Source organism: Alicycliphilus denitrificans K601, assembly GCF_000204645.1.
Taxonomy (GTDB): domain Bacteria; phylum Pseudomonadota; class Gammaproteobacteria; order Burkholderiales; family Burkholderiaceae_C; genus Alicycliphilus; species Alicycliphilus denitrificans.
Map to the genome: position 1 here is coordinate 2,111,342 of NC_015422.1, position 26,868 is coordinate 2,138,209.

The 26,868-nt window shown below is 65.7% G+C and carries 30 protein-coding genes; 29 read left to right on the plus strand and 1 reads right to left on the minus strand.

Features of this window, described 5'->3' with window-relative positions:
- The first annotated feature begins 8 nt into the window (after window positions 1–8).
- The 29 genes from ALIDE2_RS10070 to ALIDE2_RS10210 all read left to right on the plus strand — a co-directional run bounded on the left by ALIDE2_RS10070 (window position 9) and on the right by ALIDE2_RS10210 (window position 25,906).
- On the plus strand, window positions 9–554 hold the full coding sequence (locus tag ALIDE2_RS10070; protein WP_004629278.1) for a hypothetical protein: 546 nt from the start codon (window positions 9–11) through the stop codon (window positions 552–554).
- Entirely contained in the window at window positions 554–2,512 is a 1,959-nt protein-coding gene (locus ALIDE2_RS10075; protein WP_004629280.1) for a phage terminase large subunit family protein, read from the plus strand. The genes ALIDE2_RS10070 and ALIDE2_RS10075 overlap by 1 nt, the downstream gene beginning before the upstream one ends.
- A gap of 29 nt (window positions 2,513–2,541) precedes the next feature.
- Window positions 2,542–3,033, plus strand: coding sequence for a hypothetical protein (locus ALIDE2_RS10080; RefSeq protein ID WP_004629282.1), 492 nt, complete (start codon window positions 2,542–2,544; stop codon window positions 3,031–3,033).
- The gene (locus ALIDE2_RS10085) at window positions 3,033–3,425 is read left to right on the plus strand and encodes a hypothetical protein (protein WP_004629284.1); all 393 of its coding nucleotides are present in this window, start codon (window positions 3,033–3,035) and stop codon (window positions 3,423–3,425) included. The genes ALIDE2_RS10080 and ALIDE2_RS10085 overlap by 1 nt, the downstream gene beginning before the upstream one ends.
- Complete coding sequence (locus ALIDE2_RS10090; protein WP_004629285.1) at window positions 3,425–3,646, plus strand: phage head-tail joining protein; 222 nt, start codon at window positions 3,425–3,427, stop codon at window positions 3,644–3,646. Before ALIDE2_RS10085 ends, ALIDE2_RS10090 begins: the two co-directional genes overlap by 1 nt.
- Window position 3,647: 1 nt before the next feature.
- Complete coding sequence (locus ALIDE2_RS10095; protein ID WP_004629287.1) at window positions 3,648–5,162, plus strand: phage portal protein; 1,515 nt, start codon at window positions 3,648–3,650, stop codon at window positions 5,160–5,162.
- A 33-nt stretch (window positions 5,163–5,195) separates the two neighbouring features.
- Window positions 5,196–6,437 carry a S49 family peptidase gene (locus ALIDE2_RS10100; RefSeq protein ID WP_009238694.1) on the plus strand — a complete coding sequence of 414 codons (1,242 nt, stop codon included), beginning with the start codon at window positions 5,196–5,198 and terminating at the stop codon, window positions 6,435–6,437.
- A 1-nt stretch (window position 6,438) separates the two neighbouring features.
- Window positions 6,439–6,816, plus strand: a complete 378-nt coding sequence (locus tag ALIDE2_RS10105; RefSeq protein WP_004629291.1) for a head decoration protein — start codon at window positions 6,439–6,441, stop codon at window positions 6,814–6,816.
- 2 nt (window positions 6,817–6,818) lie between these two features.
- A complete protein-coding gene (locus ALIDE2_RS10110) occupies window positions 6,819–7,823 on the plus strand; it encodes a major capsid protein (RefSeq protein WP_004629292.1) in 1,005 nt (334 codons plus the stop codon).
- Window positions 7,823–8,125 (plus strand): head-tail joining protein, encoded by a 303-nt coding sequence (locus ALIDE2_RS10115; RefSeq protein ID WP_004629294.1) that lies wholly within the window; start codon window positions 7,823–7,825, stop codon window positions 8,123–8,125. The genes ALIDE2_RS10110 and ALIDE2_RS10115 overlap by 1 nt, the downstream gene beginning before the upstream one ends.
- 4 nt (window positions 8,126–8,129) lie before the next feature.
- The gene (locus ALIDE2_RS10120) at window positions 8,130–8,576 is read left to right on the plus strand and encodes a hypothetical protein (RefSeq protein ID WP_004629296.1); all 447 of its coding nucleotides are present in this window, start codon (window positions 8,130–8,132) and stop codon (window positions 8,574–8,576) included.
- Window positions 8,577–8,581: 5 nt separating this feature from the next.
- Complete coding sequence (locus ALIDE2_RS10125) at window positions 8,582–8,803, plus strand: DUF7210 family protein (RefSeq protein ID WP_004629298.1); 222 nt, start codon at window positions 8,582–8,584, stop codon at window positions 8,801–8,803.
- Complete coding sequence (locus ALIDE2_RS10130) at window positions 8,800–9,552, plus strand: phage tail tube protein (protein WP_004629300.1); 753 nt, start codon at window positions 8,800–8,802, stop codon at window positions 9,550–9,552. The genes ALIDE2_RS10125 and ALIDE2_RS10130 overlap by 4 nt, the downstream gene beginning before the upstream one ends.
- A gap of 11 nt (window positions 9,553–9,563) precedes the next feature.
- Window positions 9,564–9,962 carry a hypothetical protein gene (locus ALIDE2_RS10135; RefSeq protein ID WP_009238695.1) on the plus strand — a complete coding sequence of 133 codons (399 nt, stop codon included), beginning with the start codon at window positions 9,564–9,566 and terminating at the stop codon, window positions 9,960–9,962.
- The gene (locus ALIDE2_RS10140) at window positions 9,959–10,168 is read left to right on the plus strand and encodes a hypothetical protein (protein WP_013722038.1); all 210 of its coding nucleotides are present in this window, start codon (window positions 9,959–9,961) and stop codon (window positions 10,166–10,168) included. The genes ALIDE2_RS10135 and ALIDE2_RS10140 overlap by 4 nt, the downstream gene beginning before the upstream one ends.
- Window positions 10,143–10,787 carry a DUF6441 family protein gene (locus tag ALIDE2_RS10145; RefSeq protein ID WP_004629303.1) on the plus strand — a complete coding sequence of 215 codons (645 nt, stop codon included), beginning with the start codon at window positions 10,143–10,145 and terminating at the stop codon, window positions 10,785–10,787. The genes ALIDE2_RS10140 and ALIDE2_RS10145 overlap by 26 nt, the downstream gene beginning before the upstream one ends.
- A gap of 1 nt (window position 10,788) precedes the next feature.
- Window positions 10,789–14,826, plus strand: a complete 4,038-nt coding sequence (locus tag ALIDE2_RS10150) for a tape measure protein (RefSeq protein ID WP_009238696.1) — start codon at window positions 10,789–10,791, stop codon at window positions 14,824–14,826.
- A gap of 36 nt (window positions 14,827–14,862) precedes the next feature.
- The gene (locus ALIDE2_RS10155; protein ID WP_009238697.1) at window positions 14,863–15,273 is read left to right on the plus strand and encodes a hypothetical protein; all 411 of its coding nucleotides are present in this window, start codon (window positions 14,863–14,865) and stop codon (window positions 15,271–15,273) included.
- Entirely contained in the window at window positions 15,273–18,881 is a 3,609-nt protein-coding gene (locus tag ALIDE2_RS10160; RefSeq protein ID WP_009238698.1) for a hypothetical protein, read from the plus strand. The genes ALIDE2_RS10155 and ALIDE2_RS10160 overlap by 1 nt, the downstream gene beginning before the upstream one ends.
- Window positions 18,882–18,928: 47 nt before the next feature.
- The gene (locus ALIDE2_RS10165) at window positions 18,929–20,194 is read left to right on the plus strand and encodes a hypothetical protein (protein ID WP_009238699.1); all 1,266 of its coding nucleotides are present in this window, start codon (window positions 18,929–18,931) and stop codon (window positions 20,192–20,194) included.
- 3 nt (window positions 20,195–20,197) lie between these two features.
- A complete protein-coding gene (locus tag ALIDE2_RS10170) occupies window positions 20,198–21,283 on the plus strand; it encodes a hypothetical protein (RefSeq protein ID WP_009238700.1) in 1,086 nt (361 codons plus the stop codon).
- The gene (locus ALIDE2_RS10175) at window positions 21,280–21,675 is read left to right on the plus strand and encodes a hypothetical protein (protein ID WP_009238701.1); all 396 of its coding nucleotides are present in this window, start codon (window positions 21,280–21,282) and stop codon (window positions 21,673–21,675) included. The genes ALIDE2_RS10170 and ALIDE2_RS10175 overlap by 4 nt, the downstream gene beginning before the upstream one ends.
- Before the next feature lie 12 nt (window positions 21,676–21,687).
- The gene (locus ALIDE2_RS10180; protein WP_009277334.1) at window positions 21,688–23,706 is read left to right on the plus strand and encodes a hypothetical protein; all 2,019 of its coding nucleotides are present in this window, start codon (window positions 21,688–21,690) and stop codon (window positions 23,704–23,706) included.
- A complete protein-coding gene (locus tag ALIDE2_RS10185) occupies window positions 23,699–23,920 on the plus strand; it encodes a hypothetical protein (protein ID WP_009238703.1) in 222 nt (73 codons plus the stop codon). The genes ALIDE2_RS10180 and ALIDE2_RS10185 overlap by 8 nt, the downstream gene beginning before the upstream one ends.
- 66 nt (window positions 23,921–23,986) lie before the next feature.
- Window positions 23,987–24,292 carry a DUF6127 family protein gene (locus tag ALIDE2_RS10190; protein ID WP_009238704.1) on the plus strand — a complete coding sequence of 102 codons (306 nt, stop codon included), beginning with the start codon at window positions 23,987–23,989 and terminating at the stop codon, window positions 24,290–24,292.
- Entirely contained in the window at window positions 24,289–24,516 is a 228-nt protein-coding gene (locus ALIDE2_RS10195; RefSeq protein WP_009238705.1) for a DUF7940 domain-containing protein, read from the plus strand. Before ALIDE2_RS10190 ends, ALIDE2_RS10195 begins: the two co-directional genes overlap by 4 nt.
- On the plus strand, window positions 24,513–25,013 hold the full coding sequence (locus tag ALIDE2_RS10200; RefSeq protein WP_009238706.1) for a lysozyme: 501 nt from the start codon (window positions 24,513–24,515) through the stop codon (window positions 25,011–25,013). Before ALIDE2_RS10195 ends, ALIDE2_RS10200 begins: the two co-directional genes overlap by 4 nt.
- The gene (locus ALIDE2_RS10205) at window positions 25,010–25,507 is read left to right on the plus strand and encodes a hypothetical protein (RefSeq protein ID WP_009238707.1); all 498 of its coding nucleotides are present in this window, start codon (window positions 25,010–25,012) and stop codon (window positions 25,505–25,507) included. Before ALIDE2_RS10200 ends, ALIDE2_RS10205 begins: the two co-directional genes overlap by 4 nt.
- A 108-nt stretch (window positions 25,508–25,615) precedes the next feature.
- Window positions 25,616–25,906: a hypothetical protein gene (locus ALIDE2_RS10210; protein ID WP_009238708.1), complete on the plus strand. Its 291-nt coding sequence runs from the start codon at window positions 25,616–25,618 to the stop codon at window positions 25,904–25,906.
- 4 nt (window positions 25,907–25,910) lie between these two features.
- Here ALIDE2_RS10210 and ALIDE2_RS10215 read toward each other — a convergent pair whose 3' ends face one another.
- Complete coding sequence (locus ALIDE2_RS10215) at window positions 25,911–26,858, minus strand: COG2958 family protein (RefSeq protein ID WP_009238709.1); 948 nt, start codon at window positions 26,856–26,858, stop codon at window positions 25,911–25,913.
- Window positions 26,859–26,868 lie beyond the last annotated feature (10 nt).

Sequence of the window (26,868 nt, forward strand, 5' to 3'; positions counted from 1 at the left end):
AGGTGACGATGGGACTTTCCATTCGCGCCTACGCGCGCCACCGTGGCGTGTCGCACGTGGCCGTGAAGAAGGCCATCGACACCGGGCGGATCACACCGCTGCCAGACGGCACGATTGATCCGGATACCGCCGACGCGCAGTGGGCACAAAACACATTGCAACCCCGCAAGGCGGCAGCGCCGGAGAAGGTCAGTCCCTCGAAGGCGCGCGTACTGCCCGAGCGTGAGGTGCCCGAACCCGGCACCCCACCGTTGTCGACGGGCGGGACATCGCTGCTACAGGCACGCACCGTCAACGAAGTGCTCAAAGCCCAGCTCAATAAGGTGGAGCTGGCGCACCGCAAGAAGGAACTGGTGGATCGGGCGCAGGCCGTGGCCCACGTGTTCAAACTTGCGCGCATCGAGCGCGACGCGTGGTTGAACTGGCCCGCGCGTATCTCGGGGCAGATGGCGTCCACGCTCGGTGTCGATGCGCACCAGATGCACGTGGCCCTGGAGGCTGCCGTGCGCGAGCACCTGATTGAGCTGGGCGAGCTGCGCCCGCGCGTGGATTGATGACGATGGACTACGAAGGCGCGCAGGAGATCGAACGGGCGTGGCGCGACGGGCTTACTCCCGACCCGCTGCTCACGGTATCGGAATGGTCAGATCGCCACCGGATGCTCTCCAGCAAGGCGTCTGCGGAGCCGGGGCGCTGGCGTACCAGCCGCACGCCGTACCTCAAGGCCATCATGGATTGCCTGTCGCCGACCTCGCCGGTCGAGCGTGTGGTGTTCATGAAGGCAGCGCAGCTCGGTGCGACCGAGATGGGGTCGAACTGGATCGGCTATGTCATCCACCACGCGCCGGGGCCGATGATGGCGGTCTGGCCGACGGTGGAGATGGCCAAGCGCAACTCCAAGCAGCGGATCGATCCGCTGATCGAGGAGTCAGCCGCGTTGGCCGAACTGATCGCACCGGCGCGCAGCCGCGACTCGGGCAACACGATCCTGGCCAAGGAGTTCCGGGGCGGCGTGCTGGTGATGACCGGTGCTAACAGTGCGGTGGGCTTGCGCTCGATGCCGGTGCGCTACCTGTTCCTCGACGAGGTGGACGGATACCCCCTGGACGTCGAGGGCGAAGGCGACGCGATCTCGCTGGCCGAGGCGCGCACGCGCACCTTTGCCCGGCGCAAGATCTTTATCGTGTCGACGCCGACGATCTCGGGGGCCTCGGCCATCGAACGCGAATACGAGGCCAGCGACCAGCGCCGCTACTTCGTGCCGTGCCCACACTGCAACCACCCGCAATGGTTGCGCTTCGAGCAACTGCGCTGGGACAGGGGGCAACCGGAAACCGCCGCATACATCTGCGAGTCCTGCGACACCGCGATTTCCGAGCATCACAAGACGTGGATGCTGGAGCGTGGCGAATGGCGTTCGATGGCACAGGGCAAGACGGCTGGCTTTCACCTGTCGTCGCTCTACAGCCCCGTTGGCTGGCGATCCTGGCGTGACATCGCTGCGGCGTGGGAAGCCGCCGTCAACAAGGAGTCGGGATCGGCCGCCGCGATCAAGACTTTCAAGAACACCGAGCTGGGCGAGACCTGGGTCGAGGAAGGCGAAGCGCCCGACTGGCAACGGCTGGTCGAGCGCCGCGAGGACTATTCCGTGGGCACCGTGCCACTGGGCGGCCTGCTGTTGGTGGGTGCGGCCGACGTCCAGAAGGATCGCATCGAGGCCTCGATCTGGGCCTTTGGGCGCGGGAAGGAGTCCTGGCTCATCGAGCACCGAGTCCTGATGGGCGATACCGCACGGGACGCGGTGTGGAAGGCGCTGGCCGCGATGCTGGCCGAGAACTGGACGCACGCCTCGGGGGTGGCGATGCCACTGGCGCGCTTCGCGCTGGACACCGGCTTTGCCACGCAGGAGGCTTACGCCTTCGTGCGAGCCTGCCACGATCCGCGCGTGATGGCGGTCAAGGGCGTGCCGCGCGGTGCCGCACTGATCGGCACACCGACAGCCATCGATGTGTCGCAGGGTGGCAAGAAACTGCGCCGAGGCATCAAGGTGTTTACGGTGGCGGTTGGGATCGCCAAGCTGGAGTTCTACAACAACCTGCGCAAGAGCGCGGATGTGGGCGAGGACGGCTCGACCCCGGTGTTTCCAGCCGGGTTCGTCCATTTGCCCAAGATCGACGCCGAGTTCATCCAGCAGCTCTGCGCCGAGCAACTGATCACGCGCCGCGACCGCAACGGATTCCCGGTGCGCGAATGGCAAAAGATGCGAGAGCGCAACGAAGCGCTCGACTGCTACGTCTACGCCCGCGCCGCCGCATCGGCGGCGGGACTGGACCGCTTCGAGGATCGCCACTGGCGGGAGTTGGAGCGTCAACTTGGGGTAGCGCCCCCACCGGATGCGCCACCGCCCATTCACAACATCGAATTGAACGAGGCCACCCCCAGCGGTGGCCTCGCTGCTTCTGGAACCCGCAATTCCGGTCGGCGCGTCATCCGAAGCCGTTGGCTTCGTTGACGGCGGCCGCTTCAAACCAAGGAGAACACATGAGTCTTGCCACCCGTATCGAGAGCCTGGTCATCCGGGTCGCCCAGGAGTTCAACGACGTCCGGGCGACGGCGGGAAACCTAGCCAGCCTGTCCACCACCGACAAGTCGAGTCTGGTCGCGGCGATAAACGAACTGAAGGCGGCGGTGCTCTCCGCAACCGCCATCGACGACAACCAGATCGCCACCTCAACCACCTACTCGTCGAACAAGATCGTGTCGCTGCTCGACGCGCTCAAGGCCGACATCCTCGGTGGAGCAGACGCCGCCTACGACACCCTGGTGGAGATCCAGCAGTTGCTGCAGAACGGCACTACGGGCCTGGACGCGCTCCTCGCTGCCGTCAATCTGCGGGTGCGGTACGACGCGGCGCAAACCCTGACCGTTGCCGAGCAACTTCAGGCGCGCACCAACATTGGCGCGGTTGCGGCCGTCGATGTTGGCAACACCGACACGGACTTCGTCGTGATCTTCGACGGGGCGCTGGCCTGATGAGCCTCGCGTCCAGCATCGCCGCCCTGGCTGCGCGCATCGGCTTCGAGGTCAAGACCAAGATCGACGCCACGCACCCTGGACTTGCTCGGGTGTGGGTGAGCTTTGGCTACGTGGGCGGTCAGATCGTGATCGGCAGCGCGCACAACGTGGCCAGCGTCGTGCGTACAGCGGCGGGCCGCTACCGCGTGCATTTTGCGCTGGCGATGCCGGATGCGAACTACTGCTGGACGGCGCTCGCACGCAGCAGCAGCAACAGCGGCCAGCAGCGTGTGGCTGTCGTTCGCGCCAGCTCCGACCTGAAAACGGCCCAGTACGTCGACATCTCCTGCGCGACGACAGCAACGTCGTTCGACGACTCGTCCGAAATCAACCTCGTGGTGTACCGCTGATGGCCTACACAGAAATCCAACTCCAGGCCTTGGAGAGCGCGCTCGCCAAGGGCGAACGGCGCGTGACCTTTGCCGACAAGACGGTCGAGTACCGCTCGGTCGACGAACTGATGGCCGCGATCCGCGAGGTTAGGCGCGGAATGCTGCAGCAGGCGGCTGAAACCGGGCTGCTGCCCGGTGCGCCGCGCCAGATCCGCGTCACCACGCGCAAGGGGTTCTGAGATGGCGTGGTTCTCCCAAACGGTGCGCCGGTTGTTCGGTGCCTCGCCAGTACACGAAGCCGCAGGTCGTGGCCGTCGCTCGCTGGCTTGGATGCCCGGCAACCCGGGCGCGGTCGCGGCGATGTTGACAACCAACGCCGAGTTGCGCGGCAAGAGCCGTGACCTCGTCCGCCGCAATGCTTGGGCGCAGGCCGGTATCGAAGCCTTCGTGGCCAACGCGGTCGGCACCGGCATCAAGCCGCAGAGCCTGTCTGGCGACGAACGGTTCAAGGCCGAGGTGCAAGCACTGTGGCGCGATTGGGTTGAGGAAGCAGACGCGGCGGGACAGACCGACTTCTATGGCCTGCAGGCCCTGGCGTGTCGGGCGATGCTCGAAGGTGGCGAATGCCTGATTCGCCTGCGGCCACGCCGTCCGGAGGATGGCCTGTCGGTGCCCCTGCAACTCCAGTTGCTGGAGCCCGAGCACCTGCCCATCAACCTGAACACCGATCTGCCGTCCGGCAACGTCGTGCGCTCCGGCATCGAGTTCGACAACCTTGGGCGGCGCGTGGCCTACCACCTGTACCGCTCGCACCCGGAGGACGGGCGACTGGCTCCGATGTCGGGCCAGGGCGGGATGGACACGGTGCGCATCGACGCCAAGGAGATCATTCACCTGTTCCGCGTGCTGCGCCCGGGGCAGATCCGGGGCGAGCCATGGTTGTCGCGGGCCCTGGTCAAGCTCAACGAGCTCGACCAGTACGACGACGCCGAGCTGGTGCGCAAGAAGACCGCCGCGATGTTCGCGGGTTTCGTCACGCGCGCCAACCCTGAGGACAACCTGTTGGGCGAAGGTGCAGCGGACGCCGACGGGATTGCGCTTGCCGGACTGGAGCCGGGCACGCTGCAGATCCTGGAGCCGGGCGAGGACATCAAGTTCTCCGATCCGGCTGATGTTGGTGGTTCGTACTCCGAATTCCTGCGCACCCAGTTCCGCGCGGTCGCCGCCGCCATTGGTATCACCTACGAGCAGTTGACCGGCGATCTGACCGGCGTGAACTACTCGTCTATCCGTGCCGGGCTGCTGGAGTTCCGGCGTCGCTGCGAGATGGTGCAGCACGGCGTGCTGGTGCATCAGATGTGCCGCCCGGTCTGGGCGGCCTGGATGAAGCAGGCGGTGCTCGCCGGGGCCCTGGATGCCCCGGGCTTCACTCGAGGCGGGCCAGCCCGTCGCCGCCAGTACCTCGCGGTGAAGTGGATTCCCCAGGGCTGGCAGTGGGTTGACCCGGAGAAGGAATTCAAAGCGATGTTGCTGGCTATCCGCGCCGGCCTGATGAGCCGCTCGGAAGCCATCTCGGCCAACGGCTACGACGCCGAAGACGTCGACCGTGAGATCGCCGCCGACAACCAGCGCGCCGACGACCTCGGCCTGATCTTCGACTCAGATCCTCGCTACACGTCGAAGGACGGCGGCGGCTCGGAACCCAACCGCAGCGCCAACGCGCCGGACATCACCGGTAGCCAATCGCTTCCCTGATTCGCTGCCTGACCGCTTTCCCGAAGGATTCCCATGACTTTGCTACCTCATCTGGCTGCGCGCCTGTTCGGCGTGCCGCTGGCGATTCATCGGCCGAAACTCGACATCATCCTCTCCGTGCTCGGTGCGCGCATCGGCCTCGCCGACCTCGCCGCGTCCGTGGGTTACACGCCTGCGGCCCGCGCGCCTGGGCCTCCGAGCGGCAAGGTTGCCGTCATCCCGATCCACGGCACGCTGGTGCGCCGAACCTCGGGCCTCGAGGCCGAATCGGGTCTCGCCAGCTACACCGGTATCGCCGCGCAACTGGACGCCGCGCTCACCAGCCCCGAGGTCGCTGCGATCCTGCTCGACATCGACTCGCCGGGTGGCGAGTCGGGCGGCGTGTTCGATCTGGCCGACCGTATCCGCGTGGCGTCGCAAGTGAAGCCCGTCTGGGCCGTGGCCAACGACATGGCGTTCTCGGCGGCCTATGCGCTGGCGTCCGCCGCCACCCGCGTGTTCGTCGCGCGCACCGGCGGTGTCGGCTCGATTGGCGTCATCGCCATGCACATCGATCAATCCGTCAAGGACGCCAAAGACGGTGTTCGTTACACCGCCGTGTTCGCGGGCGAGCGCAAGAACGACCTCAACCCGCACGAGCCGCTCTCCGACGCCGCGCACGCGGTTCTCAAGGCCGAGGTGGATCGCGTCTACGAGCTGTTCGTCGAGACGGTCGCTCGACATCGCGGCCTCGATGCGGACGCCGTGCGCGCCACCGAAGCGGGCCTGTTCTTCGGACCGGACGCCGTTGCCACCGGTCTTGCCGATGCCGTCGGCAGCCTCGACGACGCGCTCACGCAACTCACGCAATCGCTTTCCCCACTCCCGACTCAGGTGGCTCCGGCCAGCCAAGCGGGCTTTCTTCGCAACCACCAGACGGAGTCTTCCATGAATGATCGAACCGACCCCGCTGCTCCTGATCGGCCTCTTGCTGATCCTGCTGGCAGTCCTCCTCAACCGTCCGCCGCCTCCACCGCCACCGCGCTGAGCGTGGCCGACGCCGTCGAAATCGCCCAGACCTGCACGTTGGCCGGGCGAACCGACCTGATTGCGGGCTTCCTCGACGCCCAGTCCTCGCCCGCCAAGGTGCGCAGCCAACTGCTTGCGGCGCAGGCCGAAGCCAGTCCCGAAATCACCAGCCGCATCGCCCCCGATGCCGCGCGCCCTGTGGCCAGCAATCCGCTGATCGACGCCGCCAAGCAGATCGCAGCGCAATCCACCAAGAAGGAGATCTGAGATGCCCGCTCTCGCCGAACCTCTGAACCTGGGCGACCTGCTCAAGTACGAAGCCCCCAACCTTTACTCGCGCGACCGCGTCACGGTCGCTTCGGGCCAGAACCTGCCGCTGGGCACGGTGGTCGGCATCGTCACCGCAACGGCCAAGTTCAAACAGCTCGATCCGTCCGCAGAAGACGGCACGCAGGTCGCCGCTGGCGTGCTGCTACAGGCCTGCGACGCCACCTTGATCGACCGTGACGACGGTCTCGTCGTCGCGCGCCACGCCATCGTCGCCCACCATGCGCTCGCGTGGCCCGACGCCATCACCACCGCCGAAAAACTCACCGCCATTGCGCAGCTTAAGGCGCTGGGCGTGCTCGTTCGCCAAGGAGCCTGACCATGAACAACCCCTTCAGCAACCCCGCCTTCTCGATGACGGCGCTGACCGCCGCCATCAACATCCTGCCCAACCGCTACGGGCGTCTGGAAGAACTGAACCTGATGCCGTCCAAGCCGGTACGGCAGCGCCAGATCGTCGTCGAGGAAATGAACGGCGTGCTCAACTTGCTGCCTACGCTGCCACCGGGTTCACCCGGCACGGTTGGCGTGCGTGGAAAACGCAAGCTGCGCTCCTTCGTGGTGCCGCACATCCCGCACGACGACGTGGTGCTGCCGGAGGAAGTCCAAGGCATCCGTGCCTTCGGCTCGGAAACCGAAACCGAGACGGTGGCAGGCGTGATCGCGCGCCATCTGGAGACGATGCGCAACAAGCATGCGATCACGCTGGAGCACCTGCGCATGGGTGCGCTCAAGGGCGTGATCCTCGACGCGGACGGCTCGGTTCTCTACGACCTGTTCGATGCCTTCGATATCACCCAGCAGGCGGTGGCCTTCGAGCTGGGCACGGCGGGCACCAATGTGAAAGCCAAGTGCACCACGGTGCTGGCAACCATCGAGGAGAACCTCAAAGGCGAGTTCATGAATGGTGTCCATTGCCTGTGCTCGCCGGAGTTCTTCGCCGCGCTCACCGGCCACGCCAAGGTCGAGAAGGCCTTCGAGAACTGGCAGAACGGGGCAATCCTCATCAACGACGTGCGTCGCGGCTTCACCTACGGCGGTATCACCTTCGAGGAGTACCGGGGTCAGGCCACCGATGCCAGCGGAACCGCACGCCGTTTCATCGCCGCTGGCGAGGCTCATGCCTTCCCGCTGGGCACCATCGACACCTTCAGCACCTACTTCGCACCGGCGGATTTCAACGAAACCGTCAACACGGTCGGCCAGCCGCTGTACGCCAAGCAGGAGCCGCGCAAGTTCGACCGGGGCACCGATCTGCACACGCAGTCCAACCCGCTGCCGATGTGCCATCGTCCGGGTGTGCTGGTGAAGTTGACGGTGGCGTGATGAGTCTCGTCGAGCAGATCTACGAATCGGCCGCCAATGCCGGGCTCTTGAAGGACTGCCTCTGGTGTCCTTCGGACGGCACGACAGCGCAGCGCCACCCGGTTGGCTTCGCCGCTCCGGACGACACCGTGTTCGACGGCCTGGCCTCGACCACCGACTATCAGATGTCGTATCCGGCCTCGGTGTTCCTGGGGCTGGCTCCGCGCGACACGGTCGAGATCGATGGCGTGATCTATCAGGTGCGTAGCACCCGGGCCGTGGGCGACGGCTCGGAGATGCGCGCACAGCTCACCAGGGTGTAGCGCCGTGTCCGGCAACTCGATCCGCGAACAGATCCTGCTCGCGGTGATGGCGGCTGTCCGAACGCCGGTGGAATCGCTCGGTGCGACGCTACACCGCTCGCCCACGGTGGCCATCAGCCGGGAGCAATGCCCGGCACTGGTGGTGTTCCCCGAGTCCGAATCGATCACCGAGCGCGCCAACGACCGCGTCACACGCGAGCTCACGGTGCGCATCGTCGCGCTGGCCCGCGCGGTACCTCCCGCCATTCCGGAAACCGAGGCTGACCGGCTGCTCACTGCCGCCCATGCTGCGCTGCTGGTCGACCGGAATCTGGGTGGCCTTGCCTTGGGTATCCGCGAGCAGGAATGCGAGTGGGACGTCGAGGACGCCGATGCGGTGGCCGCCACGATTCCGGCGCGCTATGCGATCACTTACCGGACGCTCGACACCGATCTTTCAGCCAAAGGATGACCCCCATGACTTCCATCGTTCTGACTCAGCCGCACACCCACGCGGGCCAAGCCCACAAGGCGGGCGAACGGCTCGATGTGGATGGCAGCACCGCCGACTGGCTCATCGCCAACGGCACCGCCCGCCACGACCGCCAGCCCGTACCCGAGCCCCAGCCGCAAGGCGACGGCACACCCATTGAGCCCATCCGACCCATCACCACCCAACGCAAGGAATCCAAATCATGAGCACCTACGCCAGTTTTCAGGGCCGCGTATTCCTCGGCAAGCGCGACGAATCCGGCCTACCCATCGAAGTGCGCTCGCCCGGCAACGTCGCCGAGCTCAAGCTCTCGCTCAAGACCGACGTGCTGGAGCATTACGAGAGCCAGACCGGCCAGCGCTCGCTCGACCACCGGATGGTCAAGCAAAAGTCGGCCACCGTGAATCTCACCATTGAGGAATTCACCAAGGAAAACCTCGCCCTGGCGCTGTACGGCAACCACGTCACCGGCAGCACGGGCTCGGTGACCGCCGAAACCATCGGCGGCGCGGCTCCGGTGGTCGGCGACCGCTACTTCTTCGCCCATCCCAAGGTCTCGGCGCTGGTGGTGACCGACTCGGCGGGCACGCCCGCGACGCTGACCGCAGGCACGCACTTCACAGCAGACACCGACTTCGGTGCCCTCCAGTTTCTGGATACCACCGGCTTCACCGCGCCGTTCAAGGCGGCCTACAGCTACGGCGTCGCCACCGAGATCGGCATCTTCACGCAGGCACTGCCCGAGCGGTTCCTGCGCCTGGAAGGCGTCAACACCGCGCAGGGCAACGCCAAGGTGCTGGTGGAGCTGTACCGCGTGGCCTTCGACCCCTTGAAGGAGATCTCCTTCATCTCGGACGAATACAACAAGTTCGAGCTGGAAGGCTCGCTCCTGGCCGACACCACCAAGCCCTACGACGCGGTGCTCGGCCAGTTTGGCCGCATCGTGCAACTGTGATGGGGACTGCCATGAGCGATCTGGAAACCCTCATCCCGCAGGCGGCGGAGCTGGTCATCGATGGCGAGCCGCTGGCGATCAAGCCACTCAAGGTCGGCCAGATGCCCGCCTTCCTGCGCGCCATCACCCCGGTGATGCAGCAGATCGGCGGCGATGGCATTGACTGGCTGGCGCTGTTCGGCGAGCGCGGCGACGACTTGCTGACGGCGGTGTCGATTGCCGTCGGCAAGCCGCGCGCGTGGGTCGATGAGCTGGCCGCCGACGAGGCCATCCTGCTGGCGGCCAAGGTGATCGAGGTCAACGCCGATTTTTTTACCCGGACGGTGATGCCTCGGCTCGACGGGCTGATCGCGCGGACGGGCGCGACGGCAGCAATCGCCACGGGTGGTTCGACACCGTCCAGCACCTGATCGCCCACGGCCACCGGTTGCCGGACATCCTCGACTACACCCTGGCGCAGGTGCGCGGCTTCGCCGCCGCAACCGCGCGGGAGGACGTCGCACGCGATGCACGGCTTCTGTCGTTGATCGCCATCGGCGCACGCGGTGACGCCCGCCACATCGACCAGACCCTCGACAGGCTCCAAGACCATGCGCATCTCGGTTCGCATCGATAGCAAGGCCGCGCAGGCGCAGTTGCGCCGCTGGGGCGGCGAGTTCCGCGAGAAGGTGCAGAAGGCGGTCGCGCGCGGCATCGCCGGTGAGGCCGCCGAACTCAAAGAGGACGTGCGCAGCCACGTCGCAGGCCAGATGGCGGTGGTCAAGAAATCCTTCGTTAAGGGTTTCACCGCCAAGGTGCTCGACAAGGATCGGAGTCGGCTGCCCGCGCTCTACGTCGGCTCGCGCATCCCGTGGTCGGGCATCCACGAGCGTGGCGGCGTCATTGGTGGCCGGATGCTGATCCCGCTGCACGGGCGCGTGGGCCGCAAACGCTTCAAGGCGCAGATCGCTGAGCTGATGCGCGGTGGCAATGCCTATTTCATCAAGAACGCCAAGGGGAACATCGTGCTGATGGCCGAAAACATCAAGGAACACGACCGGCCACTGTCGGGCTTCAAGCGCCGCTATCGCAAGGCCGAGGGCGTCAAGCGCCTCAAGCGCGGCGCGGACGTGCCCATCGCCGTGTTGGTGCCCCGGGTGCAGCTCAAGAAGCGCCTGAACGTCGAACGCATCGTCGCCGCTCGCATCCCGCGCCTCTCCGCGCGCATCGAGAAGCAGTTGCGGCTGGTGGACTGAGATGGCGAACCGCATTTCCATCCTCGTCGCGCTCGAAGGAGCCGACGAGGGGCTCAAACGCGCCATCAACAATGCCGAGCGCAGCCTCGGCGGCTTCGGCATCAGTGCCAAGAGCGCCAGCGACAAGGCCGCCGCCGGGGTGGCCGAAGTCAAGGCGGGGATGAACGCCTTCGGCGATCAGGTCGCCAAGGCCAAGACGCAGTTGCTGGCCTTCCTCACCCTCAACTGGGCGGCGGGCAAGGTGCAGGAGATCGTCCAGATCGCCGACGCCTGGAACATGATGTCCGCGCGCCTGAAGCTCGCCACCGCCGGCCAGCGCGAATACACGGTCGCGCAGAAGGAGTTGTTCGCCATCGCGCAGCGCATCGGCGTGCCGATCCAGGAAACCGCCACGCTCTACGGCAAGCTCCAGCAGGCCGTGCGGATGCTGGGTGGCGAGCAGAAGGACGCGCTTTCGCTCACCGAGAGCATCTCGCAGGCGCTGCGCATCTCGGGCGCATCGGCCACCGAGGCGCAGTCCTCCCTGCTGCAGTTCGGGCAGGCGCTGGCCTCGGGCGTGCTGCGCGGCGAGGAATTCAACTCCGTCGTCGAGAACAGCCCGCGTCTGGCCAAGGCGCTCGCCGATGGTCTGAACGTGCCCATCGGACGGCTGAGGAAGCTCGCCGAAGAAGGGCGGCTCACCGCCGACGTTGTGGTCAACGCGCTGATGAGTCAGAAGGACAAGCTGGCCGCCGAGTACGCGCAGTTGCCGGTGACCGTCAGTCAGGCGTTCACGCGCCTGTCGAACGCCTTCGGCCAGTGGATCAGCAAACTTGACGAATCGACCGGCTTCACCAAGAAGCTCGCCGAGGCGCTGACGTGGCTGTCGGAGAACCTGGACACGGTGATGAAGTGGCTGGGGCGCATCGCCGAGGTCGGCCTCGCGGTGCTGGTCTACCGCCTGATCCCGGCGCTGATCATCGCGTGGCAGACGGCGGGGGCGGCAGCGGTGACATCCGCCAGCACCACGGCGGCGGCGTGGGCAACGGCCAACCTGTCGTTGTCGAACGCCATCGCCACGGTCGGCAAGCTGCGCGTGGCCTTCGGCGTGCTGGGCGCGGCCATCATCGGCTGGGAGATTGGGACGTGGCTGTCAGAGAAGTTCGAGATCGTCCGCAAGGCGGGCATCTTCATGGTCGAGGTGCTGATGAAGGGCATCGAGCACCTGCGCTTCCAGTGGGAGGTGTTCGCCGCCATCTTCACATCCGACACCATCGCCGAAGCCACCAAGCGCCACGAGCAGCGGCTCGCGGAGATGAATCGCATCTTCGCCGAGATGTACGCGGACGCCACCGAAGGCGCGAACGCCGCCAAGGGGGCGATGAACACCGCCGCGACCGCTGCCGAGGAGATCGCCAAGCGGCTCGAAGCCGTGCGCCAGGGCACGCAGGAAGCGGTCGGACGCGGCATTGAGGCCGTGCACGCCGCGCTGGAGAAGCTCAAGTCCCGGCTGGGCGAGGTCGAACAGGCCGTCGGCAAGGCCCAAGGCGTGGTCAACGATGCCACCGCCAAGATGGCCGAGGCCTACAAGGGGCTGACGTCCATCGTCGAGGCCAGCCTCGCCCAGCAGGTGCAGGCGGTGAAGAACCGCTACGACCAGGAGAAGGCGGAACTGGATCGCACCCAGCAATCCGAAACCGCCAGGATCACCAAGTCCACGCAGCTGCTCACCGAGGCGCTGACGCAGCAGGCGACCCTGCGCCGTCAGGCCACGACCGAGACGCTCGGCCTGATCGATCAGGAAACGCAGGCGCGCAAGGACGCCGCCGCCCGGCAAGGCCAGACCGAGGAGGAGCGCCGCGCCAACGTGCAGCGGGTCGAGAACGACATCCTCGCCACCAAGCGCCAGACGCTGACGCAGGCGCTCTCCGAGTACCGCCAGCACATCGACGCGCTCAACGCCGAAGCCAACCGGCATCTCGCGGAAGTGCAGCGCATCGAGGAAGCCAAGCGCCAGTTGTCGATGTCCACGGAGGAGCGCATCCGCGACATCCGCCGCCAGGGCATGACGGAGTATGAGGCGACTGAGGATCGTAAGCGCCAGATTGCCGAGATGCAGGAGCAGGCGCGCCGGGCGCTGGCCAACGGTGAATTGGAGCTTGCCCGCCAGCTTGCGCAGAAGGCGATGGACATGGCCGCGCAGGTGGCCACCAGCCAGACCAACGAGGCCAAGCGCGGCGAGGAAGCGCGCAAGCAGTCCGAGCAGGCGGTGTCGCAGGTCACGCAGCTCGAAGCGCAGTCTCGCGAGGCCTACCGCAGACAGGAGTACCAGCAGGCCACCGATTTGATGCGGCAGGCCGATCAGCTGCGCGCCGAACTGGCGCAGAAGGCCAAGGACGCCGATGCGCAGGCCGCGCAGGGCAAACAGGGCGTGCGTGAGGCCATCGACCGCATCCGCCAGTCCGAGGAAATCCTCAACCAGACGCTGGACGCCGAAGCGAAGGCCCACCAGACGGCGGCACGCTCGGCGATCACCGCACGCGATGAGATTCAGCGGACGCTGACCGAGACCACGCGCCAGATCGACGACATCACGGCCAAGCTCAAGGACGGGCTGAAGGTCACGCTCGACGCCGACACCACGCGCTTCGACAAGGCCATCGCTGATCTGGACAAGGCGCTGGCCGAAAAGGAATACCTGCTCCAGATCCAGGCTGATCTGCAGGAAGCGGAGAAGAAGCTCAAGGAATACGAGCAGTTGCTCAAGGAAGGCAAGACGCTGCCGGTCGATGCCGATGTGTCCAAGGCTAAGGAGGCACTGGATAAGCTCAAGACCTACGCCGACCAAAACGCGCAGTTCGAGCTGAAGGTGGCGACCGAGAAGGCGCAGGCGGCTATCACCAATGTCGAGGGGATGATCAAGGCGCTGGATCGCATCCAGACCGAGTCGCAGCATCAGGTGGCCAGCAACGTCGGTGCGGTACGCGCGGAAATCGACAGCCTCAACGGGCGCAACACTTCCAGCACCCACACCATCTACGTGACCAAGGTGGAAACCAATGCCACTGGCGGTCTGGTGGGTGGCGTGCGGCGGTTTGCCGACGGCGGTGCGGTGGCTCCGGCCTTTCCCCGGATGAGCGGTGGCTCGGTGCCCGGCTCCGGCCACCACGACACCGTGCCGCGCACCCTGGATGCCGGGGCCTTCGTGATCCGCAAGGCGGCGGTGCAGAAGTACGGCAGCGGCGCGCTCTCGCGTCTGGCCAATGGCGTCGCCCACTTCGCGGTCGGTGGGCGCGTTGCCTCGTTGGGCGGTACCGGCTCCACAGGCTCCGATCCCAACGACAAGCCGAGCAGGCCCAAGAAGAACCGCGAAGCGTTCGAGGCGCTCAAGATGATCGACCTGGGCCTGCAGGGGATGAACGAGTACACGAGCTGGCTGCAGTGGAACTACGGCGCATCGGTCAGTCTGGATATGCGCAGCAAGACGATGGACAACTACGGCAAGCAGGCGCAGCAGGATCGCCGCACGCTGGAAGACTTCATCGGCCGCAAGACGCTGACCGGCAACGAGCGCCAGAACCTCGAACGCATCAAGCAGACGTGGCGGCAGGCGATGGCCCAGCCGCTGCTCTGGGGTAAAGACCTGGAGCGCGAGCTGATCGACTACATGGAGCAAAACCAGGGCGAGTTTTACCGGCGCGGTGGCTTGGCGAAATCCGACACCGTCCCGGCGATGCTCACCCCGGGCGAGTTCGTCGTGAACCGGCAGGCAGTCGCCCGCTACGGCGCGGGCTTCTTCGAAGCCATCAACAATCTGAGCGCTCCGGCGCAGGCACTGGCCGGGCGTGCGCTGGCGGGCATCCAGGGCTTTGCCTCGGGCGGTCTGGTGCAGCCCGCAAGCCGCAGCCTGCCACGTCCCTCGTTGTCCGAAAGCACGCCCACCCGCACCGTGCGCGTGGAACTGTCCTCGGGGCAACAGAAGGTCAACGCCACCGTCGATGCGCGCGACGAAGCGCGACTGCTGCAACTGCTGGACGCCGCCCGCGCCCGCACGGCCTGACCGTGCGCTCCTGTTTCTCTGCCTGAGGGTTTCCCGATGCAACTGAAGAACCTCGACACCGGGGTGGCTCTGCCATTGCCGGACGACTTGCTCTGGAGCGACGAGCACGCGTGGTCGCCTGCGGTCGCCAATGCGTCCTACCTGATCACCGGTGCCTTGCTGATCCAGTCGGCCACCCGGCAGGCAGGTCGGCCGATCACCCTAGTGGGAGCACCCGATATGGCCTGGGTGACGCGTGCCGCCGTCGAGCAGTTGCGCGCGTGGGCGGCGATTCCGGTGGGCGGCAGCACAGGCCGCTTCGAACTCACTTTCGCTGATGGCCGTGTCTTCACGGTCGCCTTCCGCCACGCGGAAACCGCCATCGAGGCCGAACCTGTGCTGGGCATCCCGGCGCGATCCGGCAACGACTTCTACCGCCTGACCCTTCGATTCCTGGAGATTGCCTGATGCCGATTCAATCTGGCGACGTGAAGCTGCTCAAGTCCGCCGTGATGGCGGACGTGCCCGAAGGCGGCGGCGCGCCCACGGGCCTCGTGATTGCCGATGGCGTATCGAACGCCATCTTCCCCGACATCTCCGAGCTGGATCGCGCCGGAGGCCGTGTCAACTTGCGCAAGAGCTTCGTGCAAGTGGCCACGGATGACACCGACACCTACTTCGGGGCCAACGTCATCGTGGCCGAGCCGCCGCAGGACGAGCGCGTCAGCGTCACGCTGTTTTCCACCCGCAAGACCTTCGACACCCGTGAGCAGGCGCAGACCCGCATCGAGGCCTACCTCAACAAAGGGCCGGAGTGGGCGGGCTACCTGTTCGAGAACCACATTGCGGGCCAGCGGGTGATCCAGCTCTTCCAGCGCCTCAGCGATGCCGTGCCCAACGTCGGCCAGACCCTCGTCCTGATCGAGAACGAAGGTCTGCCCACGCAGAAGGAGCAGTACATCCGCGCCACCGCCGTGTCGGTGGTCGAGCGCAGCTTCACCTACAACACCGACCAGGACTACAAGGCGGCGGTCGTCACCGTCGCCATCAGCGACGCGCTGCGCTTCGACTTCACGGGCTCGCCCGCCAGCCGAACGTTCACGCGGGCAACCAACAGCACGAAAACTCGCGACACGGTGGTGGCCGACGCGGGCACCTACGTCGGTGTCGTGCCGCTGACGCAGGCTGCCAATGTGGGCGACTTCACCATCAAGGGCGCGTCCATCTACACGCAGCTCGTGCCCAGCGCCCAGACCGAGACGCCGATCTCCTTCGTGCCCCCCTACGCCGCAGCAGGTTTGCCGGTACCGGGCGCTGCACCCGTGAGCTACACGGCCAGCCATGCCTGGAACACCAGCATCAAATTCAACCTGCCGGGCGGCTGCCTGCCCGGATCGCTGTCCATCGTCACCGACGGCGTCACGATCTTCGACGACGCGGGCCTGCTCAAGACCGCCAGCGGCACGCTGGGCACCATCGATTACGCCAACGGCATTCTGAGCCTGAACTCCGGCTCGATGTCCAACAGCAAGGCCATCACCTACACACCTGCTGCACAACTGCAGCGCGCGCCGCAAAGCGCGGAGATCGCGGTCACGCCGGAATCGCGCAGCCAGTCCTACGTCGGCTCCGTGAACCCGGTGCCGCAACCCGCCACGCTTGCCATCAGCTACATGGCGCAGGGCCGTTGGTACGTGCTTTCGGATGGCGGCAATGGCTCCCTCAAAGGGCTGGATGCCAGCTACGGCGCGGGTACTTTCAACAAGAACACCGGGGCATTCGTCGTGACCTTGGGGGCACTGCCCGACGTGGGCTCATCGCTGATCCTGACGTGGAACGTGCCGACCCAGGAAACGCAGCAGCCAACCGCCGCCCTGAAGGCGTCGCAGGCCTTGCAGCTTGCCCCGCCCGAAGGCAAAAGCGTTCAGCCGGGGACGCTCACCATCACCTGGCCGCACGAGAGCGGCACCGGCACGCGCACGGCGTCCGCCGCCACCTCCGGCACGCTCAGTGGGGCCGCCACCGGCAACCTGAACGTCGCGCAGAACCTCTTGAGCTTCGCACCGAACGTCTTGCCGCCGGTCGGCGCGCTGCTGACGGTGGACTACGTTGCGGGCCCCAAGCAGGAAGACAGCTTCGCGCACCCCTCGCGGGACGGCCAGGGCAAGGTGCCCGTGACTGCAACCCTTGGCTCCATCGAGCCGGGTTCATTGGAGATCGAGTGGAACACCCTGACGGACACCGCCGTACTCGGGGTCTACACGCTGCAGCAGATTCAGGCGATGGGGCTAGGCCTGTGGAACGGGGTCGATCCCACGCAATACGCCCGCGACGATGGTGCGGGCAATGTGCTGCGCGCAGGTCAAGTCATCGGTAGCGTCAACTACGCCACCGGGGCGGTGCAGTTCCAGCCCGACGTCACTGTAAAGATTCCAAGTCCTGTCTACGGGGCGCAGCGCCTTGGCTGGGCATCGGGCGTGGGCCAGATGTTCCGCCTCAACTACGGCGGCATCAGCTACGTGGACGCGCCGTCGATGTACCCGAACGACGAGTCCGGCTACGTCAAGCTGCGCTACAACAGCGCGGGCTCGACCAGCAACCACAGCGAGACGTTCGCGTTCAGCCCGTCGTTTCGGCTGGTGCCCGGCGTCAACGCGCAGGTGGTGACCGGAACGGTATTGCTGGCCATTGCGGGCAGCCAGCCCTGGGGCGACAACGGTCAGGGAACGCTCCGTGAATTCACGCCCAGCGGCTGGGTCACGCGCGGCAGCATCAACTATCTCTCGGGCGCGGTGACCCTCATATCGTGGTCGGCGGGCGCGACCAACAGCATCACGCGCGCCAGCTGCGTGACCACGGTCGGCGAGAACATCTCCAGCGAGTACGTGTTCCGCACCGGTGCCGCGCCGCTGCGCCCGGGATCGCTGTCCATCCAGTTCGCCCGTGCCGTGGGTGGCACGCAGACCGTGACGGCAGGCATCGACGGCGCGATCAGCGCGTCCGGCGTTAGCGGCAATGTCGACTACGACACCGGCCTCGTGCGCGTGCGCTTTGGCACCGTGGTCACGGCGGCGGGCAACGAGAGCGAGCCGTGGTTCGACGCCGAGAACGTGCGACCGGATGCCAAGATCTTCCGGCCCGAGCCAGTGGCGGCATCCAGCCTGCGCTACAGCGCCGTGGCCTACAGCTATCTGCCCCTGGACGCGGCGCTGCTGGGTATCGACCCGGTGCGCCTGCCCAGCGACGGGCGAGTGCCGATCTTCCGTCCGGGCGGCTTCGCCGTCGTCGGCCACACCGGGCGCATCACCGCGTCGGTAAGCAACGGCCAGACCATCGACTGTGCCCGCGTGCGTCTGTCGCGCGTGCGCGTGGTTGGCAACGACGGCGTGGTGATCCACACCGGCTACGTCACCGATCTGGAAGCAGGCACGGTCACCTTCACCGACGTGACCGGCTACAGCCAGCCCGTGACCATCGAGCACCGCATCGAGGACATGGCCGTGGTGCGCGACGTACAGATCAACGGCGAGATCAGCTTCACGCGCCCGCTGACGCACGCCTATCCGCTGGCTAGTCCCGGCGATCCGGTCTCCGGCAGTTTCGTCTCCAGTGCGCTGGTGGCCGGTGACCTGTTCGCCCGCGTGAACCTCGTGTTCGATCAGAGCACCTGGAACGGCAGCTGGTCGGATGAACTCGTTGGCAGCGCTGCCACCGCCACCTTCAACCACACCCAGTACCCGATCACGGTCACCAATCGCGGGGCGCTCACCGAGCGCTGGGTGGTGCGGATGACCAACAGCACCTCGTTCGAGGTCATCGGCGAGAACGTCGGCGTGATCGCCACCGGCAACACCAGCGCCGACTGCGCCCCCAACAACCCGGCGACCGGCGTGCCGTACTTCCGTCTGCCCGCGCTTGGCTGGGGCAACGGCTGGGCCACCGGCAACGTGCTGCGCTTCAACACCATCGGCAGCCAGTTCCCGGTGTGGGTGGTGCGCACCGTCCAGCAGGGGCCCGAATCCGTGCCCGACGACCACTTCACGTTGCTGATTCGCGGCGACGTAGACACGCCCTGATGGTGTGGGTGCCCCCTGATCTTTGAACCCTTCTCGCAGGAATTCCTATGACCGACCTGAGCGTCAAATACTTCACCAGCGGCATGACCGGCGCGCCCCAGATCGCCAACAACTGGGGCGATCTGGTGACGATGCTCGATGCGTGCCTGATCAACGGCTTCGCCCTGAAGGCCATCGACACGTTGACCTTCGCCGACGGCATCGCCACGGCGACCATTTCCTCGGGCCACGCCTATCGGCCATTTCAAGTGGTCGAGATCGCTGGCGCTGAGCAGACTGAGTACAACGGACAGTTCCGTGTGCTGACGGCGACGATGACCACGTTCACCTATGCGGTGACCGGCACGCCCGTCTCACCCGCCACGACGGCGACGAGTCTCTCGGCCAAGGTCGCCCCGCTGGGGTGGGAGAAGCCGTTCTCGTCGACTCACAAGGCCGCCTACCGCAGCAAGAACCCGCAGTCCCCGCAAAACATTCTGCTGATCGACAACAGCCTCAAGACGCCCAACTACACGACGGGCTGGGCCAAGTGGGCCAACGTCGGCATCGTCGAAGACCTGTCGGACATCGACACCATCGTCGGCGCGCAGGCTCCCTATGACCCGAACAACCCGACGCAGAACTGGAAACAGGTCACCGCCAGCCAGTGGGGTTGGTACAAGTGGTTCCACGCGCGCGGCCCCCAGTACGAGAGCAATGGCGACAGCGGCGGCGGTGGGCGCAACTGGGTGCTGATCGGTGACGACCGCCTGTTCTTCCTGTTCTGCACCAACGCAGCGGGCTACGGCTGGTATGGCCGCAACAGCTACTGCTTTGGCGACCTCATCAGCTTCAAGCCGGGTGACAACTACGCCACGGTGCTGGCTGCCGATGACAACTACTCGGGGATGAGCAACTACTGGAGCTATCCCGGCCAGTTCAGCGGCTACGGGCTGGTTTCGTCCCTGGACTTCACGGGCAAGGTGCTGCTGCGCAACCACACCCAACTCGGCAACCCGGTGCGGTTTGGGCTCACGTCCCTGAACACGAACAACGGCCAGCAGATCTGTGGCCGGGGCCCGACGCCGTTCCCGAACGGAGCCGACTACAGCTTGTGGCTGCTGCCCACCTACGTGCGGCAGGAGGATGGCCACATGCGCGGCATCCTGCCTGGAATGCTGTGGATGCCCCAGGATCGTCCGTACAGCGACCAGACCATCGTCGACAACGTCGTCGGCCAGGAAGGCAGAAGGTTCCTGTTGGTCAGGACGCAGTACAGCTCGGAAACCGAAGGCGCGCAGATCGCGTTCGACATCACCGGGCCGTGGAGGTAAGCCATGAGCTACCCGCTGAGCGAGTCCTTCGCCACTGCGCCTGCCACTGGCTACACCGCAGTCCTTGGCGGAATGTCCGCGACGCACAACAGTGCGCAGCAATCCATCGACATCTCGGCTCCCAACAGCCAGTCCATCCTGCGCTTCAATGAAGCCGCCCACGGCGATTTCTGGTTCGAAGCCGACATCGAGTTGCTGACCGACCCAAGCGCCCGCAAGCACATCGGGCTGTGGATGACGACCGGCAATGGTTCCGAGGGCTACCGGTTCGCCCATCTCGATGGCGGTTGGAGCGTTTCCCGCTGGAACAGTGGTTTCGGTGACGGGGCCGGGGTGACAGGTGGGGTGAATGATGGGGCGAGACCTATTGCTGGGTTGGCCGACGTGGCTCCGACCTTCAACGTCGGCCAGCGGTCGACCCTGCGCTGCGAGGTCATCGTCGGTGCCTTGGATGCCAACGGCGTGCCCTGGGCGCGGTTGATCCAGTTCAAAGCGGATGGCGTGCTGATGTTCCAGGTTGGCGATGCCGCCTACCGGGGCAAGCTGATTCCTGGCGTCTTTCTATACGGAGCCACGGCACGCGTCCACGCTATCGCAGGAGACACCCCGTCCGGTTTGCCCGCTTTTCCGACGACGGTGGGCGTGAACGCCGACGACGATCTCCTGCCCCTGGCCGGGGGCTCGACCTCGGTGCCGCCCAATCCCGCCGCCAACATCGGTGTCAATGCCCAGGTCGACTTGTCGCGCCTCAACAGCCCGTCGAGCAATCACTGGAACCGAGGTGGTGGCTACGACTGGCAATTCCATTCGATTCCGAACGGTCGCAAGAACATCCACTTCAGCGGCCACGGATTCATCGTCGGAACGGTCAAGGAGAAGGGACAACCCGACCAACCGCTGGCGCGGCGGGTGCAGCTCATCAGCGAGAACACCCGCGTCCTGGTCGCCGAAACCTGGTCAGACACCGGAGGCAACTACCAATTCGAACTACTGGACCCGGCGCAGCGATACACGGTGGTCAGCTACGACCACAAGCAGATGTACCGCGCCGTGATCGCGGACAACCTACGCCCGGAGATGATGCCGTGACCGTTGCCATCACTGTCGAACACAACGAGGCGCGGCTGGCAGGCACCTTGGCCTTCCTCGACGCAGGCACCAACCCGGCGCGCCTGCGCATTTACGGCGGTACGCGTCCCGCCACCCCGGCGACGACGCCCGCGAGCGCGATGCTGGTCGAGATCAGGCTCACCAAGCCCGCAGGCACGATTGCGGGGGGACTCCTCACCCTGACGCAACAGGAGGACGGCTTGATCACCAGCACCGGCATCGCCACGTGGGCGCGGCTGGTCAACGGCAACGAAGTCACGGCTTTGGATCTGGATTGCAGCGGTACCGACGGCGATGGCGATGTGAAACTGGCCAGCACCAACCTCTATCTGGGCGGTGACGCCCGGATGGTGTCGGCCATCCTGGGGTAAGCCGTGCCTGCCGTGACCAACGAGGTGACCTTGGTCGCCACGTTGCCCGCGCCCGCCGTCACCGTAGTCGTCGGTCCGCCCTTGGTCGATCTGCTCTTCGATCAACCCGCTGCCACCGACGCCAATTTGGTGTTCGGGGCCAACTACATCGCCCCGCGCGACGATGTGACGTTGTGGGCCACACTGCCGCTGCCGGTCGTCACGATCAAGTTCATCCCACCGGCACGGGCCGAGTTGTTAGCCCAGCTCCCGGGCCTGACGGTGCAGTCACTGGTCTTGCGCCCGAGCGTGCCCTTGAATGTGGAGGCTGGTGCTGGCGCAAACCTGCCCGGCATCGTGTTCACCGGAGAGGTCAGGTACGAGTCGCACACGCAGCGTCCCACGGTGGGTCGGACTTCGCACCTCTGGCAGGTGGCGAAGCAGACGGAGGACGGCGCGAAGCAGGGCCAGCAGGATGCGGCTGCAACGCCCGCAGGCTGGAAGACGTTCTGGCGGCGCACGATTGCCGCGCCTCAAGGCGTCGATCATCGGTTACCCCCGGTCTTGGCCTCGCTGCCTACGCAGCATCGAACGGGCCAGCAACAGGCTCGGCCCTTCCACGACTTGACGTGGTTCGCGCATCAGGATGGCACGTATCTCGAATTGGCTCGACTGAGCTTGTTTCAGAACGCGTCTCGCCTGCGCGATGCGACGAGGTTTCGTCATCAAGACGGCGACCGCACCAAGCGCGCGGGACGGGTGAGCCTTTGGCAAACCGCGCGGCAGCTCACCCAGCGCCAAGGGAGTGATTTTCAGAGCGCGAGTGCCTTCGTGTGGGGTTGGCGTGGCCGGTATCAGGATGCCGTGCCGCCACCACCTGGGATCAGCTTCTGGGTGATCCCAGAGCCGCCCGCGCCACAACCTTGCTACACGCCGAGCACCCACCTGCTGTTCGCGACATTGGCCCCTGCGGACAGCCACTTGCTGTTCGTTTGTGAAAACCACATCGACCCGCCACCTCCCGATGGGGAGCCGGTGGTCGTTCCCGTTCGGAGGGTGTATTTCGTGATCAACAACGTGACGCTGCACCGGCTTCCCGATGGATTGCCGGTGCCGGTGTTCAACCTCTCGCTGTCGCTCGACGCCGCCTCCTGGACGTGGGGCTTCGATGCGCTGCTGCCCGCCGCCGCTACAAGCCTCGTCGCCCCCGGCGGCAACGGTGGCCCGGTCGAACTGGTGGCCAGCGTCAACGGCACGCAGTTCCGCGTACTGGCCGAGAGCATCAGCCGCGAACGGGTGTTCGGCGACGCGAGCATCCGCATCTCAGGAAGAGGGCGTAACGCAGTGCTGGCCGCGCCCTACGCGCCGGTGATGAACTTTCAGCAACCGCAGGCGCGCACGGCGCGGCAGTTGATGGACGATGCCCTTACGCTCAACGGCATCCCGTTGGGCTGGAGCATCGATTGGGGCCTGACGGACTGGAACGTCCCTGCCGGGGTATTCACCCAGCAGGGCACGTGGATGGAAGCCCTGGTCGCCATTGCCAGTGCGGCCGGGGGGTACCTGATCCCGCACCCGTCTGACCAGAGCATCCGCGTGCGCCACCGGTATCCGGTCGCGCCGTGGGAGTGGAACACCGTCACGCCAGACTTCGTGCTGCCCGTCGATGCGGTGGCCCGCGAGTCGCTGCGCTGGGTAGAGAAGCCCGGCTACAACCGCGTGTTCGTGTCCGGCCAGGATGTCGGTGTGCTTGGGCAAGTGAGCCGGGCTGGGACTGCCGGGGATGTGCTGGCCCCGATGGTGGTCGATGCGCTGATCACCGAAGCCGCTGCAGCGCGCCAGCGGGGCATCTCGGTTCTGGCCGATACCGGGCAACAGATCGAGGTGAGTCTGCGACTGCCGGTGCTGGCCGAGACAGGGATCATCGAGCCGGGTGCGTTCGTCGAGTACCAGGACGGCAGCGTGACGAGGCTGGGCATCGTGCGCTCGACGCAAGTCGAGGCAGGAATGCCGGAGGTCTGGCAGACCTTGGGAGTGCAGAGCCATGCATAACCTCTACGAGCAGTTCCGCCAACTTATCCCTGATCCGCCATTGCAGGCGGGCACGGTGGTGGGCGTCGGCTCCGGCGTCGTGACCGTCGCCTTGCCTGGCGGCGGCTTGATCCGCGCACGCGGCAGCGCCCCCATCGGCCAGAAGGTGTTCGTGCGCGACGACGTCATCGAAGGCGTCGCGCCCAGCCTGACGCTGGAAATCATCGAAATCTGAAACCCAACTTTCCGATCAACCCCTGAACCCGCCCACGAGGCGGGTTTCGTATTTCTGGAGACCGCAATGACCGAACCCGAACACCAACAGCCTGCGCTCATCGAGAACATGCTCCTCTTGCGACGCGAGGACTTCGACGAACTGCTCGACCGTGCCGCCGAACGCGGAGCCGAGCGCTGCCTTGCCCATATCGGGCTGGAGAACGGCAGTGCCGCTAAGGACATCCGCGAACTGCGCGATTTGCTGGAAGCGTGGCGCGATGCCCGCCGCACGGCGTGGCAGACCACCATCAAGGTCGTGACCACCGGCATTCTGGCCGCGCTGCTGGTGGGGGCCGCCATCAAGTTGAAGTTGATGGGAGGCGTGCAATGACCGCCAAGCCGAAGATCTGCCTTTTGGACGACTGGCGGCGCGTAATGCGACGGGCCTGGAGCATTCGCTTTTCGCTGCTGGCCGCTGCCTTCACGGCGGCGGAAGTGGTGGTGCCGCTGTTCGGGGATGTGCTGCCGCGTGGCGCATTCGTGCTGCTGGCCTTCGCCGCCAGCATCGGTGCGACCGTGGCCCGCATCGTGGCGCAGCCGGAGATGCACCGATGATCCGGCCACCGCAACGACGCACCGTGACCGCGCTGACGCTGTCTGCCGCCGCCCTGGTCGGCATCGTGCTGCACGAGGGCTACACCGACCGCGCAGTGATCCCGGTCAAGGGTGATGTGCCGACCATCGGCTTCGGCACCACCACGGACGTGAAGCTGGGCGACACCACCACGCCGCCGAAGGCGCTGGCCCGCGCGCTCACCGACGTGCAGCAGTTCGAGGGCGCATTGAAAACGTGCGTGACCGTGCCGCTGGCCCAGCACGAGTACGACGCGCTGGTGAGTTTCTCCTACAACGTCGGCAGCCGCGCGTTCTGCCAATCCACGCTGGTGAGGAAACTCAACGCCGAGGACTACGCCGGAGCCTGTTCCGAGCTGCTGCGCTGGCGCTTCTTCCAGGGCAAGGACTGCGCGCTGCCTGCCAATGTACGCCTGTGCGGCGGGCTGGCCACGCGTCGGCAGTCCGAATACCGCCAGTGCGTCGGAGAAGCGCCATGAACTTGATTCCGTGGCCGTACCGGCTGCTGACCCTCGCGGCGCTCAGCGTCGCCCTGGTCGGCTTCGGCTGGATCAAGGGTGCGAGCCACGTTCAAGCGCAATGGGATGCCGCCATCCAGCAACAAGCCCTGCAAGCCGCCGCCGTCCGCGAACGGCAGGCGCAAGCCACCGTCAAGGTCGTTACGCAGTACGTCGACCGCGTCCGCGTCGTCCGCGAGAAGGGCGACACCATCATCAAGGAGGTTCCCGTCTATGTGCCCGTTCAAGCCGATGCTGCTTGCACTATCAACCGTGGCTTTGTGCGCCTGCACGACGCTGCCGCCGCAGGTGACCTGCCCGAGCCCGCCCGAGATGCTGATGCGGCCGCCGCAGGCATTGCGCTCTCTGCCGTCGCCGGAACCCTTGCCGCCAACTACCAAACCTGCCACGAAAACGCCGAGCAACTGAGGGCGTTGCAGGCTTGGGTCAGCGAGATGGCATCCACCACCAAGTAGTCAGCGCTTGACGACTTCGCAACATCTGATCGTTCCATCCCGAATGCGCTTGGCTTTCAGCCCGAACAGCGCGTTCATGACATCCGTACCCACCACGGAGCATTGACCATGAGTAACCGATTCAAGCACGCCGTCATTGACGACGTGACCTCGCGCAACATCGACGCCAGCCTGCAAGAACATCTGCTCGACCTGTTCGAATCGGCCATGAAGTCGGTGGCCACGACGCTGGTGCGCGAGGCCAAATTCGACACCACCGACTTCGCCACCGCCAAGGGGCGCGGCTGCGAGGGGTTCACGTTGCTGGTGAGCCGCACGCGCGCCGACTCGCGCGATGGCTGGTTCGGGGCGTTTCAGCGTGGCGATGAACGCCTCGACGTGATCGGCCATCTGGAATAAACCGTCAGTCCCCCGTCTCGGGAACATCCCAGTCCGCCGGGCGCGCCTCGCCGGTCTGGTAGAACTGCTTGACCAGCTTCACGTATTCCAGAAAATCCCGGTTCTCCGTGGCCAACCGATTGGCCATGTCCCAATCGATCTCGTCTCGCTCGCGCGCCGGAATCAGCACCTGACTGTCGGCAGGGTTGTCCACGTCCAGCTTGATGAAGCCGATGCCGTGGGCGGCGAACAGCATCCGCAGTTCCTTCAGCGTGTCAGTACCGCCAAGTTCTGCCGCAACCAGATAGCCGAAATTGGCCCACGACGAATTCGACACCGCCTGGAAAAAGCACTCGCGCACGTTCGAACGGTTGATCAGCAACTTGACCTCGAACGACCACAACTTGGTGCGCTTGTCGGAATACTGCGTCACACAGTCGCGCACCTCCCGGTGCCACTCCTTGCCCAAATCCTCCATTCCGACGACGTCCGGGTACAGCCAGCGGTTGCCGTTGGGGCCGCGCTTGTTCGACGAGCGCTTCTCGTCGATGCGTTTGGAGAAGACGCCGAACTCCTCCCACAGGTATTGCGACAACAATGGGTACAGCGCGTGTTCGTCAATCTTTAACGCACTGGCATCTGCAGCCGCCGACGTACCTTCGCTTTCCACCGCCGCCACTTCGGCGCTGTCCGAGCGCTCCGAGTAGTAGTACTTGCGCGGCCGTCCCTCTGTCGTTTTCAGCTCTGGGTGCTTCGTTTGCATGCGCGGGCGCTGCGAACTGATTTCTGCGACGAGCTGCTGCACCAGATCCGCATCAGACTTGATGTAGTCCCCACGGCTGTTGGCCCGCTTTTCCTGGCACTCATCCGGATAGGTGGCAAATACCCATTCTGCAATTTGCCGAGCAGTGAATTTTTCCTCGGGGCGTTCCTTCAGGTAGCCGATGACGGCCTTTGCGAGATTTAATGCCATTTCAATACCC